18 protein-coding genes are annotated in these 21,715 nt (G+C 44.7%); 3 read left to right on the forward strand and 15 right to left on the reverse strand.

What is annotated here, in order from left to right:
• Window positions 1-33: 33 nt before the first annotated feature.
• The 4 genes from aliA to NI465_RS13295 form a co-directional block, all read right to left on the reverse strand.
• Entirely contained in the window at window positions 34-1,701 is a 1,668-nt protein-coding gene (aliA, locus tag NI465_RS13280; protein ID WP_219309432.1) for a cyclohexanecarboxylate-CoA ligase, read from the reverse strand.
• Window positions 1,702-1,749: 48 nt separating this feature from the next.
• Window positions 1,750-2,907, reverse strand: coding sequence for a cyclohexanecarboxyl-CoA dehydrogenase (aliB, locus tag NI465_RS13285; RefSeq protein WP_219309431.1), 1,158 nt, complete (start codon window positions 2,905-2,907; stop codon window positions 1,750-1,752).
• Between the two features lie 12 nt (window positions 2,908-2,919).
• Complete coding sequence (gene badI, locus NI465_RS13290) at window positions 2,920-3,702, reverse strand: 2-ketocyclohexanecarboxyl-CoA hydrolase (RefSeq protein ID WP_219309430.1); 783 nt, start codon at window positions 3,700-3,702, stop codon at window positions 2,920-2,922.
• Window positions 3,703-3,777: 75 nt separating this feature from the next.
• The gene (locus NI465_RS13295; protein WP_180191018.1) at window positions 3,778-4,542 is read right to left on the reverse strand and encodes a glucose 1-dehydrogenase; all 765 of its coding nucleotides are present in this window, start codon (window positions 4,540-4,542) and stop codon (window positions 3,778-3,780) included.
• Between the two features lie 503 nt (window positions 4,543-5,045).
• Here NI465_RS13295 and NI465_RS13300 point away from each other — a divergent pair.
• A complete protein-coding gene (locus tag NI465_RS13300; protein WP_034706362.1) occupies window positions 5,046-5,534 on the forward strand; it encodes a MarR family winged helix-turn-helix transcriptional regulator in 489 nt (162 codons plus the stop codon).
• Between the two features lie 87 nt (window positions 5,535-5,621).
• On the opposite strand, the gene NI465_RS13305 is transcribed toward NI465_RS13300, so the two are convergent.
• Window positions 5,622-6,893 carry an MFS transporter gene (locus tag NI465_RS13305; protein ID WP_184412886.1) on the reverse strand — a complete coding sequence of 424 codons (1,272 nt, stop codon included), beginning with the start codon at window positions 6,891-6,893 and terminating at the stop codon, window positions 5,622-5,624.
• A 356-nt stretch (window positions 6,894-7,249) separates the two neighbouring features.
• Between NI465_RS13305 and NI465_RS13310 the strand changes: the two genes are divergently transcribed.
• The gene (locus NI465_RS13310; RefSeq protein ID WP_253145656.1) at window positions 7,250-8,473 is read left to right on the forward strand and encodes a CaiB/BaiF CoA transferase family protein; all 1,224 of its coding nucleotides are present in this window, start codon (window positions 7,250-7,252) and stop codon (window positions 8,471-8,473) included.
• Between the two features lie 70 nt (window positions 8,474-8,543).
• Here NI465_RS13310 and NI465_RS13315 read toward each other — a convergent pair whose 3' ends face one another.
• The 8 genes from NI465_RS13315 to NI465_RS13350 form a co-directional block, all read right to left on the reverse strand.
• Window positions 8,544-10,226, reverse strand: coding sequence for an AMP-binding protein (locus NI465_RS13315; protein ID WP_253145657.1), 1,683 nt, complete (start codon window positions 10,224-10,226; stop codon window positions 8,544-8,546).
• A 76-nt stretch (window positions 10,227-10,302) separates the two neighbouring features.
• Window positions 10,303-11,799 carry a flavin-containing monooxygenase gene (locus NI465_RS13320; protein ID WP_253145658.1) on the reverse strand — a complete coding sequence of 499 codons (1,497 nt, stop codon included), beginning with the start codon at window positions 11,797-11,799 and terminating at the stop codon, window positions 10,303-10,305.
• 15 nt (window positions 11,800-11,814) lie between these two features.
• On the reverse strand, window positions 11,815-12,654 hold the full coding sequence (locus NI465_RS13325; RefSeq protein ID WP_253145659.1) for an alpha/beta fold hydrolase: 840 nt from the start codon (window positions 12,652-12,654) through the stop codon (window positions 11,815-11,817).
• A 128-nt stretch (window positions 12,655-12,782) separates the two neighbouring features.
• The gene (locus NI465_RS13330; RefSeq protein ID WP_253145661.1) at window positions 12,783-14,585 is read right to left on the reverse strand and encodes an acyl-CoA dehydrogenase C-terminal domain-containing protein; all 1,803 of its coding nucleotides are present in this window, start codon (window positions 14,583-14,585) and stop codon (window positions 12,783-12,785) included.
• A 209-nt stretch (window positions 14,586-14,794) separates the two neighbouring features.
• Complete coding sequence (locus NI465_RS13335) at window positions 14,795-15,775, reverse strand: NAD(P)H-dependent flavin oxidoreductase (RefSeq protein ID WP_253145663.1); 981 nt, start codon at window positions 15,773-15,775, stop codon at window positions 14,795-14,797.
• A gap of 11 nt (window positions 15,776-15,786) precedes the next feature.
• Window positions 15,787-16,575: an enoyl-CoA hydratase-related protein gene (locus NI465_RS13340; RefSeq protein ID WP_253145665.1), complete on the reverse strand. Its 789-nt coding sequence runs from the start codon at window positions 16,573-16,575 to the stop codon at window positions 15,787-15,789.
• A gap of 36 nt (window positions 16,576-16,611) precedes the next feature.
• Window positions 16,612-17,535 carry a 2-hydroxyacid dehydrogenase gene (locus tag NI465_RS13345; RefSeq protein WP_253145667.1) on the reverse strand — a complete coding sequence of 308 codons (924 nt, stop codon included), beginning with the start codon at window positions 17,533-17,535 and terminating at the stop codon, window positions 16,612-16,614.
• Entirely contained in the window at window positions 17,532-18,287 is a 756-nt protein-coding gene (locus tag NI465_RS13350) for a class II aldolase/adducin family protein (protein WP_253145669.1), read from the reverse strand. The genes NI465_RS13345 and NI465_RS13350 overlap by 4 nt, the downstream gene beginning before the upstream one ends.
• A gap of 110 nt (window positions 18,288-18,397) precedes the next feature.
• On the opposite strand from NI465_RS13350, the gene NI465_RS13355 reads away from it, so the two are divergent.
• Complete coding sequence (locus NI465_RS13355; protein ID WP_253145670.1) at window positions 18,398-18,835, forward strand: PaaI family thioesterase; 438 nt, start codon at window positions 18,398-18,400, stop codon at window positions 18,833-18,835.
• A 111-nt stretch (window positions 18,836-18,946) separates the two neighbouring features.
• Here the strand turns inward: NI465_RS13355 and NI465_RS13360 are convergent, their stop codons facing one another.
• Both NI465_RS13360 and NI465_RS13365 read right to left on the reverse strand, forming a co-directional pair.
• Window positions 18,947-20,167 carry a 3-oxoadipyl-CoA thiolase gene (locus NI465_RS13360; protein ID WP_253145671.1) on the reverse strand — a complete coding sequence of 407 codons (1,221 nt, stop codon included), beginning with the start codon at window positions 20,165-20,167 and terminating at the stop codon, window positions 18,947-18,949.
• Window positions 20,168-20,192: 25 nt separating this feature from the next.
• Window positions 20,193-21,713: a 3-hydroxyacyl-CoA dehydrogenase gene (locus NI465_RS13365; RefSeq protein WP_253145672.1), complete on the reverse strand. Its 1,521-nt coding sequence runs from the start codon at window positions 21,711-21,713 to the stop codon at window positions 20,193-20,195.
• Window positions 21,714-21,715: the final 2 nt, after the last annotated feature.

Raw genomic sequence — 21,715 nt, forward strand, 5'->3', positions numbered from 1 at the left:
TATTCAGGGTTTAATTTGTATATATTCAGAGATTTAGTTTACTTCAACTGCCATTGAGGCAATATGCTGTGCCAGTAATTCTCTGAGTTTGAATTTCTGGATTTTTCCGGATGGCGTCATCGGAATATCCTCCCAGATCTCCAGGCGTTCCGGCAGATACTGCATGGCCAGATTATGAGTTTTCAGGAAATCTACCAGCTCGTTAAAACTTAACGGCTTTGTCTGATCTTTCAGTTTGATGATTGCACAGGCACGCTCGCCCATTCGTTCATCTGCATAAGCCACTAAAGCCACTGTTGCAATATTCGGATGCTTATAAAGTAGTGATTCAATTTCCGCGACCGGAATATTTTCCCCGCCCCGAATAATCACATCCTTCTTACGTCCGCAAATCCGGATGTAACCCTGCTCATCCTGATAGGCAATATCGCCAGTATCAAACCAGCCTTCAGTATCTGTATCGTTCAAATGTGGACGTTTTAAATAACCGCCAAAATTTGAACAGGTGTGGATCATCAAACGACCGGATTCATTCACGGCTTTGGTCTGACCTTTTTTATCCACGATCTTGATTTCCACGCCTGGCAAAGCGATGCCATCAGTATTGAAAGAGCGCTCATCTTCATCTTCAGGTCGGGTCAGTGTCACCGCACCACATTCGGTCATACCCCAAGCGGATATGACTTTAACACCCAGAATTTCCCGGGCTTTTTGTACCAATGGTCCCGGAATTGGCGCACCAGCACAAAGGAAAATTTTCAGTGAATCGACTTTGTCATGCTGTTCAGCCACAGTATTGGACAGGTCGTTCAAAAATGGCGTTGAAGCCATGGTGAAATTCACCTGATGCTGATGAATCAAGTCTACTGCTTTGGAGACATCCCAGACATCCTGTAATACCACTTTGGTATTGAGCTGAATCGGCATCATCAGGCCATACATAAATCCGGTCTGATGCGCCATCGGTGACGCCATCAATACCACATCATTTTCAGTTAAATGCAAACGCTCTGCATAAGGCACAATATTGGAAAACAAGGTATTAGCGGTATGCATCACGCCTTTCGGTTCACCTGTAGTGCCCGAGGTAAAGATCAGTTGGGTAATATCATCCGGGCCAGATTCCAGCCCATCTAGTGCAACAACGGCTGCAGCATTCTGTTCCAGACCATGGTTGAGTAACAGGCGATCAAAATTATTCTCGCCTTCACCATTTACTACGACAACATGTTGCAGGGTGTCCAGCTTGCTTTGTAGCTGATTGGCCAACTGTTCATGGCTAAAATTGCGGAAAGTTTTAGGCACTACAAAAACTTTAGATTCACCATGTTTCAGCATGAATTCCAGTTCACGCTCACGGAATATCGGCATGAGTGGATTCAATACGGCGCCAATACGGCTACAAGCCAGGTAAAGCAAGGTAAATTCCCACCAGTTCGGTAACTGGCAAGACACCACATCATTTTTTTCAACACCCAGCTGTTTCAGACCCAAGGCAATTTTATTGGTCATGTCCCAAAGTTGCTGATAGCTGAAAGTCTGTTCAGTTTGATTCTCGACCTTAACGCTTACTAAAGCTATTTTATCCGGATTCTTTTCTACGGCGCTACGTAAAAAATCAAGAATCATTTGATTTAACCAGTATCCCTGTTTGAGCATGGCCTCTTTTCTGGCCGGGATCAGAACCGCATCGAAATCCATTCGCTTACTCCTCATTATAATTTTAGTTCAGGCCTGTGCTTATTTTCCTTAAGCTGGTACAGCCTTACGTCCTGCCTTATGCCGCGCAATAATCGTTTTCATGATTTGTGCTGTTCCATCACCGATCTGGAAACCGAGTACATCCCGCATACGCTGTTCCATCACACCACGGTCATAACCAGCATGGCCAAAAGTCAACAGACATTGATGAATCACATCATAGGCCAGTTTTGGCCCCCACCATTTACACATGCCTGCTTCAGAGGTATGTGGCAGATGATTGTCCTTGAGCCATAAGGTTTGCAGGCAAAGTAAGCGTGCAGCCTCAACCTGAGTTTCGTATTCCGCGAGAGGATGTGAAACTCCCTGAAAAGCAGTCAATGGCTGACCAAAAGCTTCGCGTTGCGCGGCATATTCCCAGGCTTCATCCAGACTCACCCGTGCAACGGCCAAGACCTGCAGGCCAATCAGTGCGCGTGAAAAATCAAAGCCCTGCATCACCTGCACAAAACCTTTGTTTTCATCCCCTAGACGGTGATTGACTGGCACGCGAACATTGTCAAAAAAGATTGAACCGCGACCAATGGCGCGCTGACCATGACAGTCAAAACGTGTGGTACTAATGCCCGGTAAATTCATCGGAACCAAGAGCGCTGTCACGCCATGCGCACCATCTTCATTGGCACTAGTACGGCCAAAAACAACAGATGCATCTGCCTGATCGGCCGCAGAAATTGAGGTCTTTTCGCCGTTAATCACATATTCGTCGCCATCACGTTCAATCTTTAAACGCAAGTTGGCTGCATCAGAACCGCCTCGCGGCTCGGTCAAGGCAATTGAAAAGATAGCTTCGCCTGCAGTAAGTTTTTTCAGCCAAGGCTCAACTACTTCAGGCTGACCATGTTCGGCTAGAATTTGGCCATTTAAAGAAGCCAACAAGTTGATATAGGAAAAACTTAAATCCGCTTTGGCAATGGCTTCATGGATAATTCCAGCCGCCAGTCTACCCATGCCCTGACCGCCGTATTGTTCCGGTAGTTCAGGTGCAATAAAACCCATTTCACCCATCTTTTTGACCAGATCACGGTCAAAGACTCGGCTTTGGTCGCGTTCCAGAAAGCCGGGAGCAATATATTTCAGGGCAAATTTTTCTGCTGTTTCTGCCAAAAACTCGAGTTCTTCAGTGATATAAGGATTCTTTTTCATGGAGCAGTCTCCTTATTTAGCATATTTACGGAATTCAGGCTGACGTTTTTCTTTCAGTGCATTGACTCCCTCACGAGACTCCTCAGTATCGTAATAAAGTTTCAGCGCATACATGCCCATGCAAGCAATACCCGCCTGATGTGCGGTATCCATATTGAAACTGCGTTTGGCAATTGCAATGGCAGTCGGACTACGCTGACAGATTTCTTCAGCCCAGGCCTGCACTTCGGCATCCAGTTGATCGGCCGGTACGCATTTATTCGCCAGACCCATTTCCACAGCTTCCTGACCAGAATAACGGCGGCACATATACCAGATTTCACGGGCCTTCTTCTCACCTACCACACGCGCTAAAAATGCCGTGCCATAGCCCGGATCAACCGATCCCATTTTCGGACCAACCTGGCCAAAAATGGCTTTGTCTGAACAGATGGTCAGGTCACAAATGGTTGCCAACACATTGCCACCGCCAATAGCATAGCCCTGTACGCGTGCAATTACCGGTTTAGGTACATCGCGGATGGCGGTATGCAACTCTTCCATCGGTAAGCCGATCGTTCCACGGCCATCATAATTGCCATCGTGTGCAGACTGGTCACCACCGGTACAGAAAGCTTTCTCACCCGCGCCTGCCAATACAATTGCACCCACGTTACGGTCATAACCTGCTTTATTCAATGCCTTGATCAGTTCGTCACAGGTGGTGCCACGGAAGGCATTCATTTTTTCCGGACGGTTAATTGTGATCCAGGCAACACCTTTTTTAACTTCATATAAGATATCTTCAAAATTCATTTTCTTTACATCCTGTACTGTTTTTATCTATCTGATTGAACTGTGTTTATTATGAGATTTAATGATGATGTCCGTTTAACCGTTCATGGTTAAACCGCCAGAAACACTGAGTACCTGCCCGGTAATAAAGCTGGCGTCATCACTCAAGAAAAAGGCAATGGCAGAAGCTAAATCATCCGGCTGACCCAAGCGACCCAGCGGAATGGCACGAATAAAGGCTTCACGTAATTTTTCCGGATTTGATGCACCTTCAGTCACGCCTGCAAGCAAAGCCGTATCGGTGGGTCCCGGGCAAATCACGTTTATTTTGATGTTGTGACGTGAGTGTTCACGTGCCAGCGTTTTAGAGAAAGATAACAAGCCGCCTTTACAGGCCGCATAGACTGCTTCACCTGAAGAACCGACCCGAGCTGCGTCAGAAGCAATATTGACAATACTGCCGGAATTGCGTTCAACCATGCCTTTCAGCACTACAAAATGCATATTCAGCATACCGACCAGATTAATCTGGATCAGTTTTTCCCATTCCTGCGGATTGGTTTTAACAAAAGGTTTAAAAATATCCCAGCCGGCATTGTTGACCAGTCCATCAATTGGACCGAGTTCAGTTTTGGTTTTTTGAACCGCCTGCTCAACCACGTCCATTTGGGTAATATCACACTGAATTGCCAGTGCCTGACCATATTGATTGATTTCATTTGCCAGCTTTTCAGCCGCTTCCAGATTCATATCGAAAATGGCAACTTTGGCGCCTTCCTCTGCCAGACGTCGGCAGGTGGCTGAACCAATTCCGCCTGCTCCGCCTGTCACAATCACAACCTTGTCTTTTAGTCCTTTCATTGCTCATCCCTACGCTATTTTGTTGTCGAATTTAATTGGCTGTTGTTTTAATTCGGTGTGTTTTATCTAAAATAGAAAGAGATTGAATTTATGTCAATGCATTTACATAAAATAATAATTATAAATTATTATTTATATATTTATCATTAACTTAATATTTTTAATTATTCAATGTATTGACCTATATTGTTTTTTGGCTTTAGATTAATTTGAATCCGACTTCACTCTAGGGCCAAATTATGTCTTTTGCATGACAGATAATTTATTCCTTTAAAATTAGGAAGAAAACCTTAGATATTTGACGAGTGAGCGCAATGGAAGTGAGGAGAAAAAGAGAGATTTCCAAACCATAAAACTGATTGACTCAGAATTTAAATAGGAAAATTTCTGCAAAAACACTATGATTTTTAAATCAAATTATAATAGAAACTGGTTTGTGCGAAAAAGCGATAGGTTATACTCTGCGCGGCTCGGCTATTTCAGTTTTGAGGATGTCCAATATTGTGAGTGATACGTTGTCAAAAAAATATGATCAATCCTTATATTCTGCTCATAACCGGCTTTTTTTCCGGCTGTTTCAGGTGGGCAACAGCCTGGACCGCAAGTGCCTCAATGAGCTAAAAATATCTCCAGTACATTGGGCAGTGCTGGGTGCCCTGTCCCGTCCAAAAGTTAAATCAGGAATGTCTTTTTCAGATCTGACCGAATATCTGGGGGTAAGCCGACAAAATCTGGATGCCGTATTAAAAAGACTGGAACGTGATGGACTGGTAGAGCGAGTGATCAATGAGCAGGATCGACGTGCCAAAATTGTTGCACTCACCACTGAAGGTTTTCAGACCTGGGATAGTCTGCAGGATGATTTTTTTGAGTTTTATGGACAGGCCTTAAATAAACTGGCTTTTGATGATGTGATTACCCTGATTCATCTACTCAATAAAGTAAATGATGGACTAAAAAGTATTCATCTGCAAAAAGAGTCGGACCAATAAAAAATAGAAAACTTATTTTTAAAATAAATAGATAAAAAAAATGAGCCCTTATGAGGCTCATTTTTAACATCATTGTTTAAAATATCATTATGCTTTTTGTGGGTCGTATTGACGATCTTTGATAAAGATCCCGGACACTGCACCACACAAGAAATAGGCACCGCCCATAATCAGGAAGCCTAATCCAATTGAACCACCACTCGCTGCTGCGCCAATAATCGCAGGTGCAAACATGGCCCCAATACGACCTGCATTATAAGCACCACCGACTGCTGTACCACGGATCGATGTCGCAAAGCTTTCAGTCATATATGTGGCATTAATCGCATATGGAATGCCATACAGGAATCCAAAGAAAATCAGCAGATAGGCAATGTTATCTGGCGTATTGAATAGCACAATCACGGGCAGGAAAATCGCCGTTCCAATTGCTCCAAACGAAAAGACAGCGCGTCTACCCAGACGGTCTGCGGCAAATCCCGCCAGAATTTTGCCGAAAATCATGGCCACATAGGTACTAATCATATAACCGGCCATGGATTTAAAATTCATGTGCAATTCAGATTCCAGATATGCCGGCATCCAGTTATTTACGCCATAGTAGCCAAATTGCAGAAAACCGGCCGTAAAGATCCACAAAATAAACATTCTGCGATTCGCAGGATCCGCGAAAATCTCTTTGACTGTGCTTTTTTTGGCGGGTTGCTGTGCTGTGATTTCAGCTGGGGCATATAGACGCTGCAAACGTGCACGCTGCCAGGATTCTGGCTCAGGAACCAGTTTCTGGATAAAAATCGCCATAACCGAGGGAATAATGGCAATAAAAAACAGGGTTCTCCAGCCATATTCCGGAATGATCCAGCCTGCCAGTACAGTGGCCATAATATAACCGACGGTCCATCCTGCCTGTAAGGTACCTAAAACCGTGGTGCGATATTCAGTTGGAACATATTCAGCCATGAGCGTATTGGCTGCAATATATAAAGAGCCTATGCCGAAAGCAGACAGAAAGCGTAAAACAGCAAATTGTTCAAAGTTTTGTGCAAAGCCTAAGGCTGCGGTCAATATGGAAAATACCAGAATCGAAATGACTACGGTACGTACACGGCCCAGACGGTCACAGGCCCAGCCACCCATAAAGCCACCAATCGCCATACCTGCTAAGGTAAAACTGCCTAGTGTACCGGCCTGCAGATTACTGAGACCAAACTCTGCTTTCAGGCTATTTAAACTGAAAGACAGCAGCAACATGTCCGCGCCATCTACCAGTAAAGCCAGAAAGGCGAAAATAAAAGCAATTTGCTGCGTTCGTTTGGTCGTAGGTTTAATCTTTTCTAATTCTCTCGCTAAATCCGTCATATTTAAATCTCTGTTTTCCTATCCTTAGGTTTTCATGATCTTTTATATTTAAAGCTATTCCGCTAATGAATATGCTTTAAGGCTAATCCGTTTTTAATTCACTTGATTGACTCCTTTTTTAATTCTGTCTGGGAGATCGCTTTTTCCTTTTTATCAGTGACCTCTTGTTCTTCGTTCATACTTATATTTGCATCAGGCTAAAGAAAATAAGATGAATATTCATCATTTTAGATGTTTTATTTTGTTATACGAAATTTATTATCATAAAGTTGATTGTTCTTTCATTTTCATATAGCTTTAAAAAGAGGGATAAGAACGATATGTCATTTGAATATGATCGAACAGGGAGCGTAATAATGGGTGCCTTAACAGGATTTCGTGTACTGGATTTAAGCCGGATTTTGGCTGGGCCCTGGTGTAGCCAGATTCTGGCTGATCTGGGTGCAGAAGTGATCAAGATTGAAAAACCGGATCATGAGGATGATACCCGTATCTGGGGACCACCTTGGCTTAAAAACAATCACCAGCAAGATACCCATGAATCGGCTTATTACCTGTCAGCCAACCGTGGCAAGCATTCGGTTGCAATCGATTTATCTACACCTGAAGGTCAAAGTATTATCAAAAAACTTGCTGAACAGAGTGATGTAGTCATTGAAAACTATAAAGCCGGTTCGTTGAAACGATATGGGCTGGATTATGAAAGTCTGAGCCAGCTAAATCCGCGACTGGTCTATTGTTCCATTACCGGTTTTGGCCAGAACGGTCCGCGTGCGCAAGAGCCGGGTTATGATTTTATCGTTCAGGGAATGGGCGGCATGATGAGTGTCACTGGCGAACGTGACGATCTGCCCGGTGGTGGCCCGCAAAAAGCAGGTCTGGCCTTTGCCGATTTGACTACCGGCTTATATGCCGCAATTGCCATTCAGGCGGCTTTGTTGTCCCGTGAGAAAACCGGTGAAGGTCAGTATATTGATATGGCGCTGTTAGATACCCAAGTTGCTTCCCTCTCTGTTCTGGCCATGAATTATCTCACCTCAGGCAAAGTTCCCGGTCGCTTCGGAAATGCGCATGCCAATATTGTGCCCTATCAGGTGTTCAAAGCCCAGGAAGGTGAATTTATTATTGCCTGTGGTAATGATCTGCAATTCCAAGCTTTGTGTCAGGCCGTTGGTTTGGCTAAGGTGGCAGAAGATCCTCGCTTCTTGAAAAATTCAGGACGTGTTACACATCGTGAAGAACTGACCATAGTTCTACAGGCTCATTTCTATACTCGACCGGCAAAAACCTGGGTGGATCTGATTCATGCAGTTAAAGTACCGGTAGGAATGATCAATGACCTGAAACAGACTTTGCAAGAAGAACAGGTATTGGCACGCGATATGGTGATTCAGATGCCGCATACTTTACGTGAAGATTACACCTCAATCGGTTCACCGATTAAACTCTCCAAGACACCGGTAGAATATAAAAAGGCCCCACCTTGTCTGGGTGAAGATACTGATGCCATTTTGAGTCAATATTTAAGTTCTGCTGAAATGGAAGAACTGAAAAGCAAAAAAGTTATCCAGCAGCGATAAGCCTGCAAGCAGTAAAAAAGGAATCTTGCGATTCCTTTTTTATTTTAAAGATAATGGATTAGATCATTCCTTAACAGGCCTTAGCGCTGGGCTGAACAGTACGAGGCAGTTCACGACGCAGAATTTTGCCTACTGCAGACTTTGGTAGTTCGGACACAAATTCAATGTATTTCGGCAATTTATAACTGGTCAGTTGCTGCTTCAGATAAGTCATGATTTCATCTTGGGTTAGAGTTTCATCCTGTTTCACAATAAATGCCTTGGGTACCTGTCCAGATTTTTCATCATCAATACCAATCACTGCACATTCCAGTATCTTAGGGTGTTTGGACAGTACGCCTTCCAGCTCATTGGGATAAACATTAAATCCGGACACCAGAATCATGTCTTTTTTTCGGTCCAGAATGGTGATATAGCCCTGCTCGTCCATACAACCGATATCACCTGTCAGGAAGAATCCATCTTTGGTAAATACCTGTGCTGTTGCTTCGGCTTGCTGCCAGTATCCTTTCATCACCTGTGGACCACGTATGGCTATTTCTCCAGCCTGATTAAGCTCTACAGGTTTTCCTTCATCATTCAGAATCAGAATTTCAGTCCCTGCCAATGGCAAGCCAATCGTGCCACTAAATCGCCGGCTTAAAGGCGGGTTAAAAGTTGCAGTTGGTGAGGTTTCAGAAAGTCCGTAGCCTTCATAAATCTGGCAGCCTGTGACCTCATACCATAAATTTGCCGTATTTTTTAAAATCGATGCTCCCCCGCCAGTTGTAGTTTTCAGGTTTGAATGATCCAGTTCACGAAAACGTGGATGATGTCCCAGTGCATTAAACATGGTATTCACCCCAGGGAAAACAGTGGGTGGATGTTTCTGGTATTGATCCGCCAAAGCATCCAGATCTCTCGGATTTGGAATCAGAACATTGGCGAAACCACGGCTTAAACCATAACTGAACAGGCAGATGGTAAATCCATAAATGTGATACAGCGGCAAGGCACAGAATACATATTCATTTTCAGTGGCATAGCGGTCACCAAAATGGCTGATAAATACGGTACTGTTCTGGGCGATATTAAATAAAATATTGCGATGGCTCAGTTCTGCACCTTTAGAAACACCTGTGGTACCTCCCGTGTATTGCAGAATGACCGTATCTTCCTGATGCTGTACAGGTGTTTTGAAATCAATAATTTCTACCTGATTTATTGCCTGCCTAAAGTCAAAGAACTGTTTATCCGGATATTGTGTTGCCTGACTATAAATAGCACTTTGCTGCTCTTGAATAAAATCCGGCGAATGCGTCGAAATAACATATTTGAGTTGAGGACATTCCTCTAATGCTGTTAATTGCTCCAAAGTCTGTCCAAGGATAATCAAGGCTTCTGCACCTGAATCCTGTAGCTGATGATAGAGCTCGCGCTGGGTGTACATGGGGTTGACATTGACCAGCACATAACCGGCCCGAATAATGGCAAAGGTAGCGATTGGATATTGAATAATATTCGGTAACATCACCGCAATACGGCTGCCAGCAGTCAGCCCAAGACTCTGTAAATAGCTAGCCAGTTTCTGGCTATACACATCGATATCGTGATAGCTGAATTTGCGATCTAGATAGATAAATGCGGTTTTATCCTGAAATTTTACCAAATTCTCAGCAATTATCGTGCTCAGGGTTTTCTCAGGATCTGGCCGGGTAAACTCCGGATTGATATTCCACTTTTTATATTCTTCCATCCATGGCTGACTGCTCATGACTATACTCCTGTCCTGGATTTACAATTATTTTGTATCATTTAAACCATAAGATTTTGATTTTAATTAAATATTTTTAAACCACTTTCTGCTGTCTCGATTCAACATACTGGTAGTGATAACCGCTACGAATAAAATGCTGATTTTTATCCCTAAATGAATGAGCATAATCCGGCCAGACCAAAGTCAGCTTGCGACTGACCGGGTCCAGATACCAGCTTTTACAGCTTTCCGATAACCAGACACTACCTTGGGAAAGCTGCTGTAGCTCCTGCATATAGCTATTTTCAGCACTCTGATCTGCTTCAAAGACCTGAATCTGTTCCTGCTCAAAAAACTGCAAGGCATCTAGAATCAAATCAAACTGGGTTTCCAGAAAATAAAGCGCTGAATTATGCCCACTTCCGGTGTTGGGGCCATTCAGGATGAACAGATTTGGAAAGTTGTGTACGGTCGTTGACTGATAACCCTGCATACCGCTGGACCATTGCTGCTCCAGGCTTAAACCCTGTTTACCCACCACCTTTGCGGCATAGGGTGGACGTGCCGCTTCAAAACCGGTGGCAAATACGATGATATCTGCAGAAAATTTATTTCCAGTCTGGCTTATAACACCATCCTTGGTCATTTGTGCTAATGCTGAATCTTCAAGGGTGACATGGGGTTTTAAAAAAGTCGGATAATAATCATTAGAAAGCAATAAGCGTTTACAACCAGGTTCATAATTCGGCGTCAATTTACGCTGTAGCTCTGGATCTGAAATCTGATGTTTTAAGAATTGCAGGCAGTTTTTCTTGACCCGCTCAATCTGGCTTTTCAGATTACGGCGCTGGGCAAAATTGTATTCATTGCCCCAAAACAAGGAATGTCTTAAGGCTGTCATACTGTCCGGATCTTTGCGAAAAAGCTGTTTTTCTGACTCAGAATAAGGTCGGTCTGGTCGGGGCAAAATATAGGGCGCACTACGTTGCAAGACAGTCAGGCTTTTGGCAGTTTTTGCAATTTCCGGCACAAGCTGGATGGCAGAAGCACCAGAACCCACCACAACGACATGTTGATTTTCCAGATTCAGCTCGTGGTTCCAGCGCGCGGAATGCATCACTTGGCCTTCAAATTCTTCCAGCCCCGGAATTTTCGGGAGATGCTCATCTGCCAGATGCCCGGTTGCAGTCATTAAAAAATCTGCCTGATACGGGCCTTTGGAGGTCTGAATTTCCCAGATGCGTTCTTTGGCATTCCAGCTGGCTTTTTCCAGCAACGTATGAAAATCAATATGTGGACGAATCTGCTCCTGATCACAGCACTGAATTAAATAGCGCTGGATTTCTGCCCCTTGCGGAAAGATGCGTGACCAGTCCGGATTTTTAATAAAAGAAAAAGAATATAAATGGGAGGGTACGTCACAGGCGACACCGGGATAGGTATTGTCACGCCAGGTTCCACCCACTTCTGCGGCACGTTCTATGATTTTAAAATCGTGAATGTCCTGCTGTTTCAGACGGATTGCCATGCCCAAACCACCAAAACCGCTGCCTACGATTAAAATTTTGTTGCGCTGTACTGGAGCTTGCATTATTTTTCTCCTGTTTTAAGGCATCGACGGCTGGATTTTTTGATTGGCCGGATACTGCTGTGGATGCTGGCTAAACTGGTTCACCAGTTGCACCACCTCTGCTGGCGCTTCGACATAGAGCGCATGTCCTGAAGAAATTTCGATATAGCGACTGTTCGAAATTGAAGCAAACAGCAGTTTAGCTTGCGCTACAGGCACCATGCGGTCTTCACGGCAAGCCACAATCAACGTCTCTGCACGAATCTCAGGCAAGATCGATGTAATATCAATGCGATAATTCAGTTCACGCTGTTTGGCTGCATCTTGGGAAGGTTTGACAAAGCGTGCCAGATCCAACACCTGCTGTTCGCTTCGTGCAGACAGATAATCATCGCTATACAGGCAATAATTGACAAAATGCGGCAAGGCCGCAGATTGTTCAGTAAATAATTGCTGCCAAATGACAGTACGTAGTTGTTGCACCGAGCTGGTTTTGGCCCAACCGGCTAACAGGATCAAACGCGCTACGCGCTGTTTTAAACTGGCTGCTACTTGTGCAGCAATCACGGCACCGAGTGAATAGCCGACCACTGTAATGGTTTCATCTTTTGCAACTGCATACTGAATCAATGCTTCAACCTGTTGGCTAAAATCAGTCACCTTTAGATCAGCTTTATTCGGGGTATGCAAATCAATGGATAAAACCCGCTGATGAATACCCAGCATCGGAAAAATATAGCTGAAATGCTTGTCGGTATTTCCACCGGTGCCATGAATCAAAATAATAGTCGGAAATGCAGAACGCTGTCCGACTTCATGAAAATTAAGCTGCAGATCAGCATAAGGACACTGTCGAGTAATCATGTCTAAATCCATATAGACTCCTGATCTTGTTGTTTTATGGTTTATTCAATATCCGAGAATAAATCTCAATATTTGAATTGGGTGAGGATGCAAAAATTATTAAAAAAGACCCACGACACGAGTATCGTGGGTCAAAAGGTTTAATCGAATTTGAACTCTTCAGGTTCAAGTAAAAACAGGCTTTCACCGCCCGCCTGAATATTGGCAAAGTGGGTTGAAGTTCTTGGCAAAATACGCGCAAAGAAGAATTGTGCAGTTTTGATCTTGGCTGCATAGAACGGATCAGTATTGCCTTCTTCAATTTTCTGCTGCGCAGTAATTGCCATTTTCAGCCACAAATAAGCGGATACGACATAACCAGAGAAATATAGGTAGTCAACTGATGCTGCCCCAATTTCATTGGCAGACTGCTGAGCCTGCTCCTGAATGGTTCTGGTTAATTTCAGCCATTGTTCAGTCAACTGGCTGACTTGTGCAACTTGCTGGCTGAACTGGACATGTTGCTGATGCTCTTTCACATAAGCTTGGATTTCATCGGTTAATGCGGTCAACAGACCCAGTTTTGAGCCCAACACTTTACGCGCCAGCAAGTCAATGGACTGAATTTCAGTGGTTCCTTCGTAGAGGCTGGCAATACGGGCATCACGGGCAATCTGTTCCATGCCATGTTCAGCAATATAACCGTGACCACCGAAAACCTGCATACCATGTTTAGCTGATTCTATGCCAGTTTCGGTCATTAACGCTTTGGCAATTGGGGTTAGTAATGCCAGACGGTCTTCAGCTGCTTTTTTCTCTTCAGGGCTTTCAGTGGCTTCAGCGATATCGGCATAGGTCGCCAGATAATATGCAAGTGCACGTGAACCTTCTGCAAACACCTTTTGAGTCAGCAGCATGTTACGTACTGCCGGATGCACGATAATCGGATCTGCAGGCTGGCCTGGCACTTTTGCACCTTCAAGTGAACGCATCGCCAGACGGTCTTTGGCATAAGCCAATGCCCCCTGATAAGAAGATTCTGCGGCTGCCAAGCCTTGAATGGCTGTACCGATACGTGCCGAGTTCATAAAGGTAAACATGCAGTTCAGGCCGCGATTTTCAGGCCCAATCAGGAAACCTTTGGCATTATCAAAATTCAGCACACAGGTCGCGTTACCGTGAATGCCCATCTTGTGTTCAATGGCACTACACACTACGCCATTACGGGAAGCCACATTACCAGCTTCATCCAGATTGTATTTCGGAACAATAAACAGCGAAATACCTTTGGTTCCCGCAGGCGCATCCGGTAAACGTGCCAGTACGATATGCACGATATTTTCAGCCAGGTCATGTTCACCGGCTGAGATAAAGATTTTCTCGCCACTGAGGCTGTAACTGCCGTCCTCATTTGGCACAGCTTTGGTACGGATCAGCCCCAGATCAGAACCGGCATGAGATTCAGTCAAGCACATGGTTCCAGTCCAGCGACCTGCAATTAAAGGTACCAGGAATTTCTGTTTTTGTTCATCACTACCGTGGTGCTCTAAAGTACGCATGGCACCATGTGACAGACCTGGGTACATCCCCCACGACCAGTTGGTTGCAGTAATAATTTCAGAAATAGCAATCCGGTATAAAGTTGGGAAGCCCTGACCGCCATATTGTTCATCACCGGTTAAAGAGGTAAAGCCGAGTTCTACATATTTGTCATAAGCTGCTTTAAACCCATCTGGAGTAGTTACGATGCCATCCTGCAAACGGCAACCCTGCTGGTCGCCTGTCGCATTAATCGGTAGAAGTTCGTTTTGGCAAAAGTCCGCAGCGACTTCCAGATATTGCTCCATAATATCCATAGAAACCTTGTCTGCGAATTTTGCATAGCCCTGATATTTCTGTTCAACGTTTAACAGGTCTTTCAGGACAAACTTCATGTCTTTTAATGGCGCAATATAATTTCTCATCGTAATTCCCTTGTATGAGTTCTAATTTGTATATTTATGACAATTAATTTCATAATACGAAATTATGTTTTAAATCCACTATAATATAATTTAAAGAATAAAATCTAGTCATTCGATGAAATTTCCCATTTAAAAATAAAAAATCTTCAGGATGAAAAAAAGCCATTCATGACGGAATGGCTTTTTTGTTTGATCGTCAATGAAATGGTTCAACGAGCCAAGAAATGAGTCAGACGCTGATGAATGATCTGCTCTGCCTCCTGCATGATATTTTCGATCAGCGCCTGACAAGTCGGAATGTCATGAATCAATCCCATCACTTGACCTGCAGTCAGTACACCAGCATCAATATCGCCATTTTCTAAAGCGAGCTTGCCTTTTAAACCGCTGACATAAGGCCGAATCTGTTCAAACTCCAGATTTGGATCTTCACTCATTTTAACCACTAGATCAGATACCGCATTTTTGGCAACACGGGCAGTATTCCTGAACTGTCGATACAGCAGATGTGTCGCCCTTTCATCATTATCGACATAGAACTGTTTGATGTTTGAATGGATCGGCGCTTCCTTAGTGGCACAAAAGCGTGTACCCATATTGATGCCTTCAGCACCTAAAGCCAAAGCTGCGACCAGACCACGGCCATCAGCAAAACCGCCACTGGCCACAATCGGCACAGTAAGCTGATCCGCAGCGGCAGGAATTAAAATCAGGCCAGGAATATCGTCTTCACCCGGATGGCCCGCACATTCAAAACCATCAATCGAAATGATATCCGCACCGATTCTTTGTGCTGAAAGCGCATGACGGACGGAAGTACATTTATGAATGACAATAATGCCGTGTTGCTTAAACGCCTCAATATGTTCATGAGGCTTGTTGCCTGCTGTTTCTACGATTTTGATACCGCTTTCAATGATCGCCTGTCGGTATTCTGCATATGGCGGCGGATTCACAGCGGGCAATAAAGTCAGATTGACCGCAAAAGGCTGATCGGTCATTTCTCGGCAGCGTGCAATTTCCTTGACCAGGGCTTCAGGCGTCGGTTGAGTCAATGCCGTTAATGTTCCCAAGCCACCTGCATTAGATACGGCACTGGCCATTTCTGCGGTACCGACCCACATCATGCCGCCCTGAATAATTGGATAGCGAATGCCTAAAAGCTCGGTAATACGGGTCTGAATTTTCATAAATGCTCTCCTTAGCATCCGGTAAATTGTGCAGGGCGTTTTTCGACAAAAGCCTGGACACCTTCTTTATAGTCCTGACTGCTCAGAGCCAGATATTGCAGGTTTTGTTCCAGCTCCAGTTGCTGGTCTATGTTATTTTCAGCACTGCGTTGCAAGGCCTGTTTGGTTAAAGCCAGCGCATAAGTCGGCTGTTGAGATAATCGGTGTGCAATGTCGTCGATATAAGCATCAAATTCTGTATCTGGAAGCATTTTCCAGATCATGCCCATTTCAGCGGCCTCTTTGGCATGCACCGGTTCCCCCAGAAAAGTAAGTGCCATGGCACGTGCATAACCGATTAAACGTGGCAACATCCAGGTGCCACCGGCATCAGGAATCAAGCCAATTTTAGAAAAGGCCTGAATAAATCGGGCACTTTCCTTGGCAATGACCAGATCACAGGCCAGCGCGATATTGGCACCTGCACCAGCAGCCACACCATTCACTGCTGCGATTACCGGTTTGGGACTCTGGCGGATCAGATTAATCAAGGGATTATAGTATTTGGCCAGCGAGCCTTGCGGTGGCAAAGGCACATTGCCGAGCTGTCCAGCACGTTCTTTTAAATCCTGTCCCGCTGAAAACGCCCGGCCATTACCACGGATCACAATCACCCGAATATCCGGAGCTGTATTCCAGTTTTTCAGCACCTGCTGCACTTCCTCATGCATCTGCCGGTTAAAACTGTTGAGTGAATCCGGGCGGTTAAAGCTTAAAGTTGCGACGCCTTGCTTAACCCGAGTTTGAATCGTTTCCCACATCATTAATTTCCTTATTTTTTGCTTGTATCCCTACAATTAATAGCCTTTATTGACATCTACCTGATGGCATAAATCCAGCCCGAGATTTAAGCGTCGGTCATTTTCCAGAATCTGTTCCACCACCACAGACATGGGCGCATGTGAGGCAACATGTGGTGTAACTACGATCTTTTCGTGCTGCCAGAATGGATGTTCAGCAGCTAATGGCTCCTGTTCAAATACGTCGACAATTGCGCCACGGAGATGACCTGAATCCAGTGCATTGAGTAGATCCTGCTCGATTAAATGCTGCCCACGACCCACCTGAATAAGAGCAGCGTGTTCAGGTAACTGTTGAAATAATTCAGCAGAAAGAATACCGGTGTTTTCTTCAGTGAGTGGCAGCAGATTAATCAATATCTGGCTGTGGGCCAGGAACTCGGAAAGCTGTTCTTGGCCTACATAGCTTTTGACCTGAGCAATCTCTTTTGGGGAATTGGACCATCCAGACACCTGATAGCCCATGTCGGCAAAACGTTTTGCCACATACCCGCCCATATGGCCAAGGCCCATAATCCCGATCTGGATATGATGGCTATAACTTTGACGATACTGTTTCCATAGCTGCTGCTTTTGCTGCTGGATCAAGCGGTCAAAATAACGCTGAAAATACAGCACACCCCAAAGCAGATAATCAAACATGCCTTTTTGATGATGTGGATCCAGTACCCGGCAGACTGACTGGTCAGATCTAATCTCGTTTAAATTTAAATGTTCGACTCCTGCAGCAATCGAATGAATCAGACCAAGTTCTGGAAGTTGTCGGAGTTTTTCTAGATCTGGAAACCACGAAGCTGCTGTGGTCGCCAGTTCTGCTTCCGGGCTGTCCAGTGTACAAAAACTACCCTCAGGCGCATATTTCTGAAAAGACTTCACCAGAATTGCTTCAATATTCGGCACAGTACTGGATATCACAATCATGATGCATACTCCGTATATTGATGCTCAATCAAAGACAAAGCGGCCTGCCAGGCACGCTGTAAAATCGGTTCAACTAAAGGACTGGCGAACTGCTTGGCGGTTTTAATTCGTACATCTTCACTTGGATAATGCAGTTCGGCACCGCCGCTTAAGGCCTTCACCTGTGCCTGACAGGCACGCTCTAGAAAATAGATTTCATGAAAGGCCCGTGCAATGGTTTCGCCCGCCGTTAAAAGTCCGTGATTGCGTAAAATCATGGCGCGATGGCCGCCCAGGTCCTGAATCAGGCGTTCTTGTTCATCTGTTGAAAGTGCCACGCCTTCATATTCGTGATAGGCCACCTGCTGATAAAACTTCATGGCGTGCTGGGAAATGGGCAGAAGTCCGTGTTTCTGTGCAGAAACTGCTATGCCATCTGCGGTATGCGTATGAATAACACAGTTCAGATGAGCATGTGCTTCATGAATTGCGGAGTGGATGACGAAGCCAGCCATATTCACCGGCTTGTCCTGTTCATAGCTTTCTACGACCTGCCCTTCATGATTAATCTTGACCAGCGTTGAAGCACACATTTTTTCAAAAGCGACACCATACTGATTAATCAGAAAACAGTCAGGCTGATCAGGGACTCTTAAACTGATGTGAGTATCGATCAGATCCGTCATCCGGTAATGCGCGATAATGCGATAAAGTGCTGCGAGTTCACAACGTGCCTGCCATTCAGCATCTGTGACGAGATTTTTTATTGTCATCATTCCATCCTGGAAAAATATAGCATTTCGATCACTATCTGTTATATCATAAATTTAGAGAAACAGAATATTATTTCATAAAGCGAAATAAATCATTACAAGGAGTTGATATGCCAACATCACAACTAAACGGACTTGAATATCTCACCGCAATTAAGAATGGGGAAATTTCCAGTTCAGCCATGAGTGAAATTATTCCCATGCGTCTAACTTTGGTGCGCGAAAACTATGTGGAATATGAGGTGCGTCCTGATCAGCGCCATTACAATTTACAGGGTGGTATTCATGGCGGCTTTTGTGCAACGGTTCTAGATAGTGCTACTGGCGCTGCCGTGCATACGACAGTAGATGCAGGTGTCAGTTTCTCAACAATTGACCTGAATGTGAAAATGCTGAAAGCAATGAAAAGTGGTGAAACCTATACAGCTATTGGTGAAATTATCCGGATCGGACGCAATGTACTGACCTCAGAAGGCCGAATTATCGATAAAGAAGGTAAAGTTTATGCCTTTGGGTCGGCAACATTATTAGTCACTGGTCGTAAGTAATCATTACACTGACGTAGTCAATCCCTGCTCAGGCAGGGATTTTTATTTTAAAAGAAAAATCTCAATAAAAAATGCCATGCATATCATATATACATAGCATTAAGGCTATGACTAAAGCTGTGATGCAGCTTCAGAGTTTTCAATTACCATCGCCAGGCCTTGACCCAGACCGATACATAGACTGATCACGGCATATTTTTTACCAGTACGCTGTAACTGACGTGCAACAGTTAAAGCCAAACGCGCACCCGAACAGCCCAGTGGATGACCAATGGCAATCGCACCACCATTTGGATTGACACGCGGATCATCCAAAGCGACATCCAGACCTTTCAGGCAAGATAATACCTGACTGGCAAAGGCTTCATTAATCTCGATGATATCCATATCGTCTAGCGTCAAACCCGCACGCTGTACTGCCTTTTTAATCGCTTCAATTGGGCCTGCTCCCATGATGCGTGGCTCAATGCCAGCGGCTGCAGAAGACAGAATACGAGCTAAAGGTTTTAAGCCATACTGTTCCTGCACTTTTTCACTGCCGATAATCAGTGCTGCAGCGCCGTCATTGATTCCTGATGCATTACCTGCTGTTACTACACCACCTTCAAATAGCGGTTTTAACTTGGATAAAGCTTCAAATGTTGAAGAAGCACGTGGATGCTCATCCTCAGTAATTTGTTTAGGCGGCAATTTGCGTCCTTGAGAAACTTCAATCGGGGTAATTTCACCTTCAAAGAAACCTGCTTCTTTCGCTGCCTGATATTTTGCCTGTGATGCAGCAGCAAAGGTATCAGCCTGTTCACGGCTAATACCAAATTCTTCAGCCACGTTATCACCTGTTTCAGGCATACTGTGCGCGCCAAACTGATCCGTAAATTTACGGTTCGGGAAACGGGTACCAATCGTGGTGTCATAAATTTTGGCATCACGTGAATAAGCACTTTCTGCTTTGCCCATCACAAAAGGCGCGCGGGTCATACTTTCTACGCCACCGGCAATGTACAACTCGCCTTCACCTGCAGTAATGGCACGTGCCGAATCAATCACAGCACCGAGACCTGATGCACATAAGCGGTTTACCGTCTGACCTGGAACTGTTACCGGCATACCTGCTAACAATGCTGCAAAACGTGCCACATTACGGCTGTCTTCACCGGCCTGGTTGGTGCTACCAAAGATTACATCTTCTACATCTGCTGCCGGGATACCGGTTTTTTCCAGCAGGTTTTTAATGACTGTTGCTGCCAGATCATCTGGACGTACGCTTGCCAGACTGCCTGCATGGCGACCGATTGGCGAACGTAAACCATCATAAATATATGCATTTAACATGAGTGTTATTCCTTTAACTTTCTAATTAATGTGTTGTATGAACAAGTGGTAGACCAAGCTGAACGCGGCGACGCAACCAAGGACTTGGACGGTAACGCTGGTCACGGGTAATCGCAGTCATACGATCCAGAATTTTCAGGATTTTTTCAGCTCCCAGCACATCCCCCCATTCAATTGGCCCATATGGATAGCCAAGGCCTAATTTTACTGCGATATTGATATCTTCTACCGTTGCAACGCCTTGCTGGGCAATATCACAGCCGAGATTCACAATCATTGCCAAAGCACGTTGAGCCACAAAGCCTACGCTTTCCTGAATTACGCTGGCGGTCACACCATCCAGATTGAAAATCGATTGGGCTGCTTTTACCAGCTCAGGTTGGGTGATAAAAGTTGGCATCAAGGTACGGTGTTTGTTCAGACCATATAGCAGATCGATACACACCACTTGCTGAGGTGCCAGCTGATAACGGACAGCGGCTGAAGTTGCATCTTCACCATAAGTGGCAATCAGGATTAAAGCCTCTGCTGAAGGTGTCTCAGTTTGCTCAATCTGGATATTGAACTGCTGCAGATATTGCTCAAGTGCCTGACGGTCTTCGTCATATTCGGTGCCTAGCCAGACTGATGGATATTGACTTAACTTTTCAACCAATGCTGGAGCAACATCACCTTCTTTGCTACCTGAAGTGTAATCATAGAAACCTTTACCAGTTTTACGACCTAACTGCTTGGCAATAAAACGCTGACGGGTAATCACGCTTGGACGGTAACGTGCTTCTTCATAATACTGATGATAAATCGATTCACTCACCGGATGCGAGACATCCATACCGGTCAGATCACCTAATTCAAACGGCCCCATCTTGAAACCGATTCCGTCACGGTAGATCCTGTCAATATCATAAAATGGTGTGACATTTTCATTCAGAATTGCATAGGCTTCGCTACCAAAGGCACGGCCGGCATGGTTAATGATAAACCCTGGAGTATCTTTAGCTTTGACCGGACGATGACCCATTTTTGTAGAAAGCTGGGTTAATGCTTCAATAATGTCAGCACGGGTATTAAAGCCTTCAATCACTTCGACCACTTTCATGAGTGGGACCGGATTAAAGAAGTGATAACCGGCAACACGTTCTGGCTGCTCACAGTTGGCAGCGATTGCACTGATCGACAATGAAGAGGTATTAGATACCAGAATCGCCTCTGGTTTTATCATTCCTTCCAGTTGCTGCATCAGTTTTTGCTTGATTTCCAGATTTTCAATAATCGCTTCAACAATCAAGTCACAATCTTTCAGGTCTTCTAGCTGCTGGGCAGTCGACAGATGAGCAATATCTTCAGCGGCTTTTTCATGGCTGAATTTACCTTTATCTGCCAAGGTATTTAATGTTTTGGCCAGTTTATCCTGTGCCTGTTCGGCTGCCCCTTCTTTGGCATCAAACAGTACCACATCATGACCAGACTGAATCGCGATCTGGGCAATACCTGCACCCATCGTGCCTACACCAATAATGCCGATTTTCTGAATCTGAATACTCATGC

The sequence above is a fragment of the Acinetobacter lwoffii genome (assembly GCF_024129855.1).
Taxonomy (GTDB): domain Bacteria; phylum Pseudomonadota; class Gammaproteobacteria; order Pseudomonadales; family Moraxellaceae; genus Acinetobacter; species Acinetobacter lwoffii_L.

Coding starts and splice junctions, on each gene's coding strand:
- badI (WP_219309430.1), bottom strand. CDS start 3,702: ATGAATTTTGAAGATATCTTATATGAAGTTAAAAAAGGTGTTGCCTGG.
- NI465_RS13335 (WP_253145663.1), bottom strand. CDS start 15,775: ATGAAAATTCAGACCCGTATTACCGAGCTTTTAGGCATTCGCTATCCA.
- NI465_RS13325 (WP_253145659.1), bottom strand. CDS start 12,654: ATGGATTTAGACATGATTACTCGACAGTGTCCTTATGCTGATCTGCAG.
- NI465_RS13365 (WP_253145672.1), bottom strand. CDS start 21,713: ATGAGTATTCAGATTCAGAAAATCGGCATTATTGGTGTAGGCACGATG.
- NI465_RS13345 (WP_253145667.1), bottom strand. CDS start 17,535: ATGATTGTGATATCCAGTACTGTGCCGAATATTGAAGCAATTCTGGTG.
- NI465_RS13310 (WP_253145656.1), top strand. CDS start 7,250: ATGGGTGCCTTAACAGGATTTCGTGTACTGGATTTAAGCCGGATTTTG.
- NI465_RS13340 (WP_253145665.1), bottom strand. CDS start 16,575: ATGTGGGAAACGATTCAAACTCGGGTTAAGCAAGGCGTCGCAACTTTA.
- aliA (WP_219309432.1), bottom strand. CDS start 1,701: ATGGATTTCGATGCGGTTCTGATCCCGGCCAGAAAAGAGGCCATGCTC.
- NI465_RS13315 (WP_253145657.1), bottom strand. CDS start 10,226: ATGAGCAGTCAGCCATGGATGGAAGAATATAAAAAGTGGAATATCAAT.
- NI465_RS13295 (WP_180191018.1), bottom strand. CDS start 4,542: ATGAAAGGACTAAAAGACAAGGTTGTGATTGTGACAGGCGGAGCAGGC.
- NI465_RS13305 (WP_184412886.1), bottom strand. CDS start 6,893: ATGACGGATTTAGCGAGAGAATTAGAAAAGATTAAACCTACGACCAAA.
- NI465_RS13360 (WP_253145671.1), bottom strand. CDS start 20,167: ATGTTAAATGCATATATTTATGATGGTTTACGTTCGCCAATCGGTCGC.
- NI465_RS13330 (WP_253145661.1), bottom strand. CDS start 14,585: ATGAGAAATTATATTGCGCCATTAAAAGACATGAAGTTTGTCCTGAAA.
- NI465_RS13320 (WP_253145658.1), bottom strand. CDS start 11,799: ATGCAAGCTCCAGTACAGCGCAACAAAATTTTAATCGTAGGCAGCGGT.
- NI465_RS13355 (WP_253145670.1), top strand. CDS start 18,398: ATGCCAACATCACAACTAAACGGACTTGAATATCTCACCGCAATTAAG.
- aliB (WP_219309431.1), bottom strand. CDS start 2,907: ATGAAAAAGAATCCTTATATCACTGAAGAACTCGAGTTTTTGGCAGAA.
- NI465_RS13350 (WP_253145669.1), bottom strand. CDS start 18,287: ATGACAATAAAAAATCTCGTCACAGATGCTGAATGGCAGGCACGTTGT.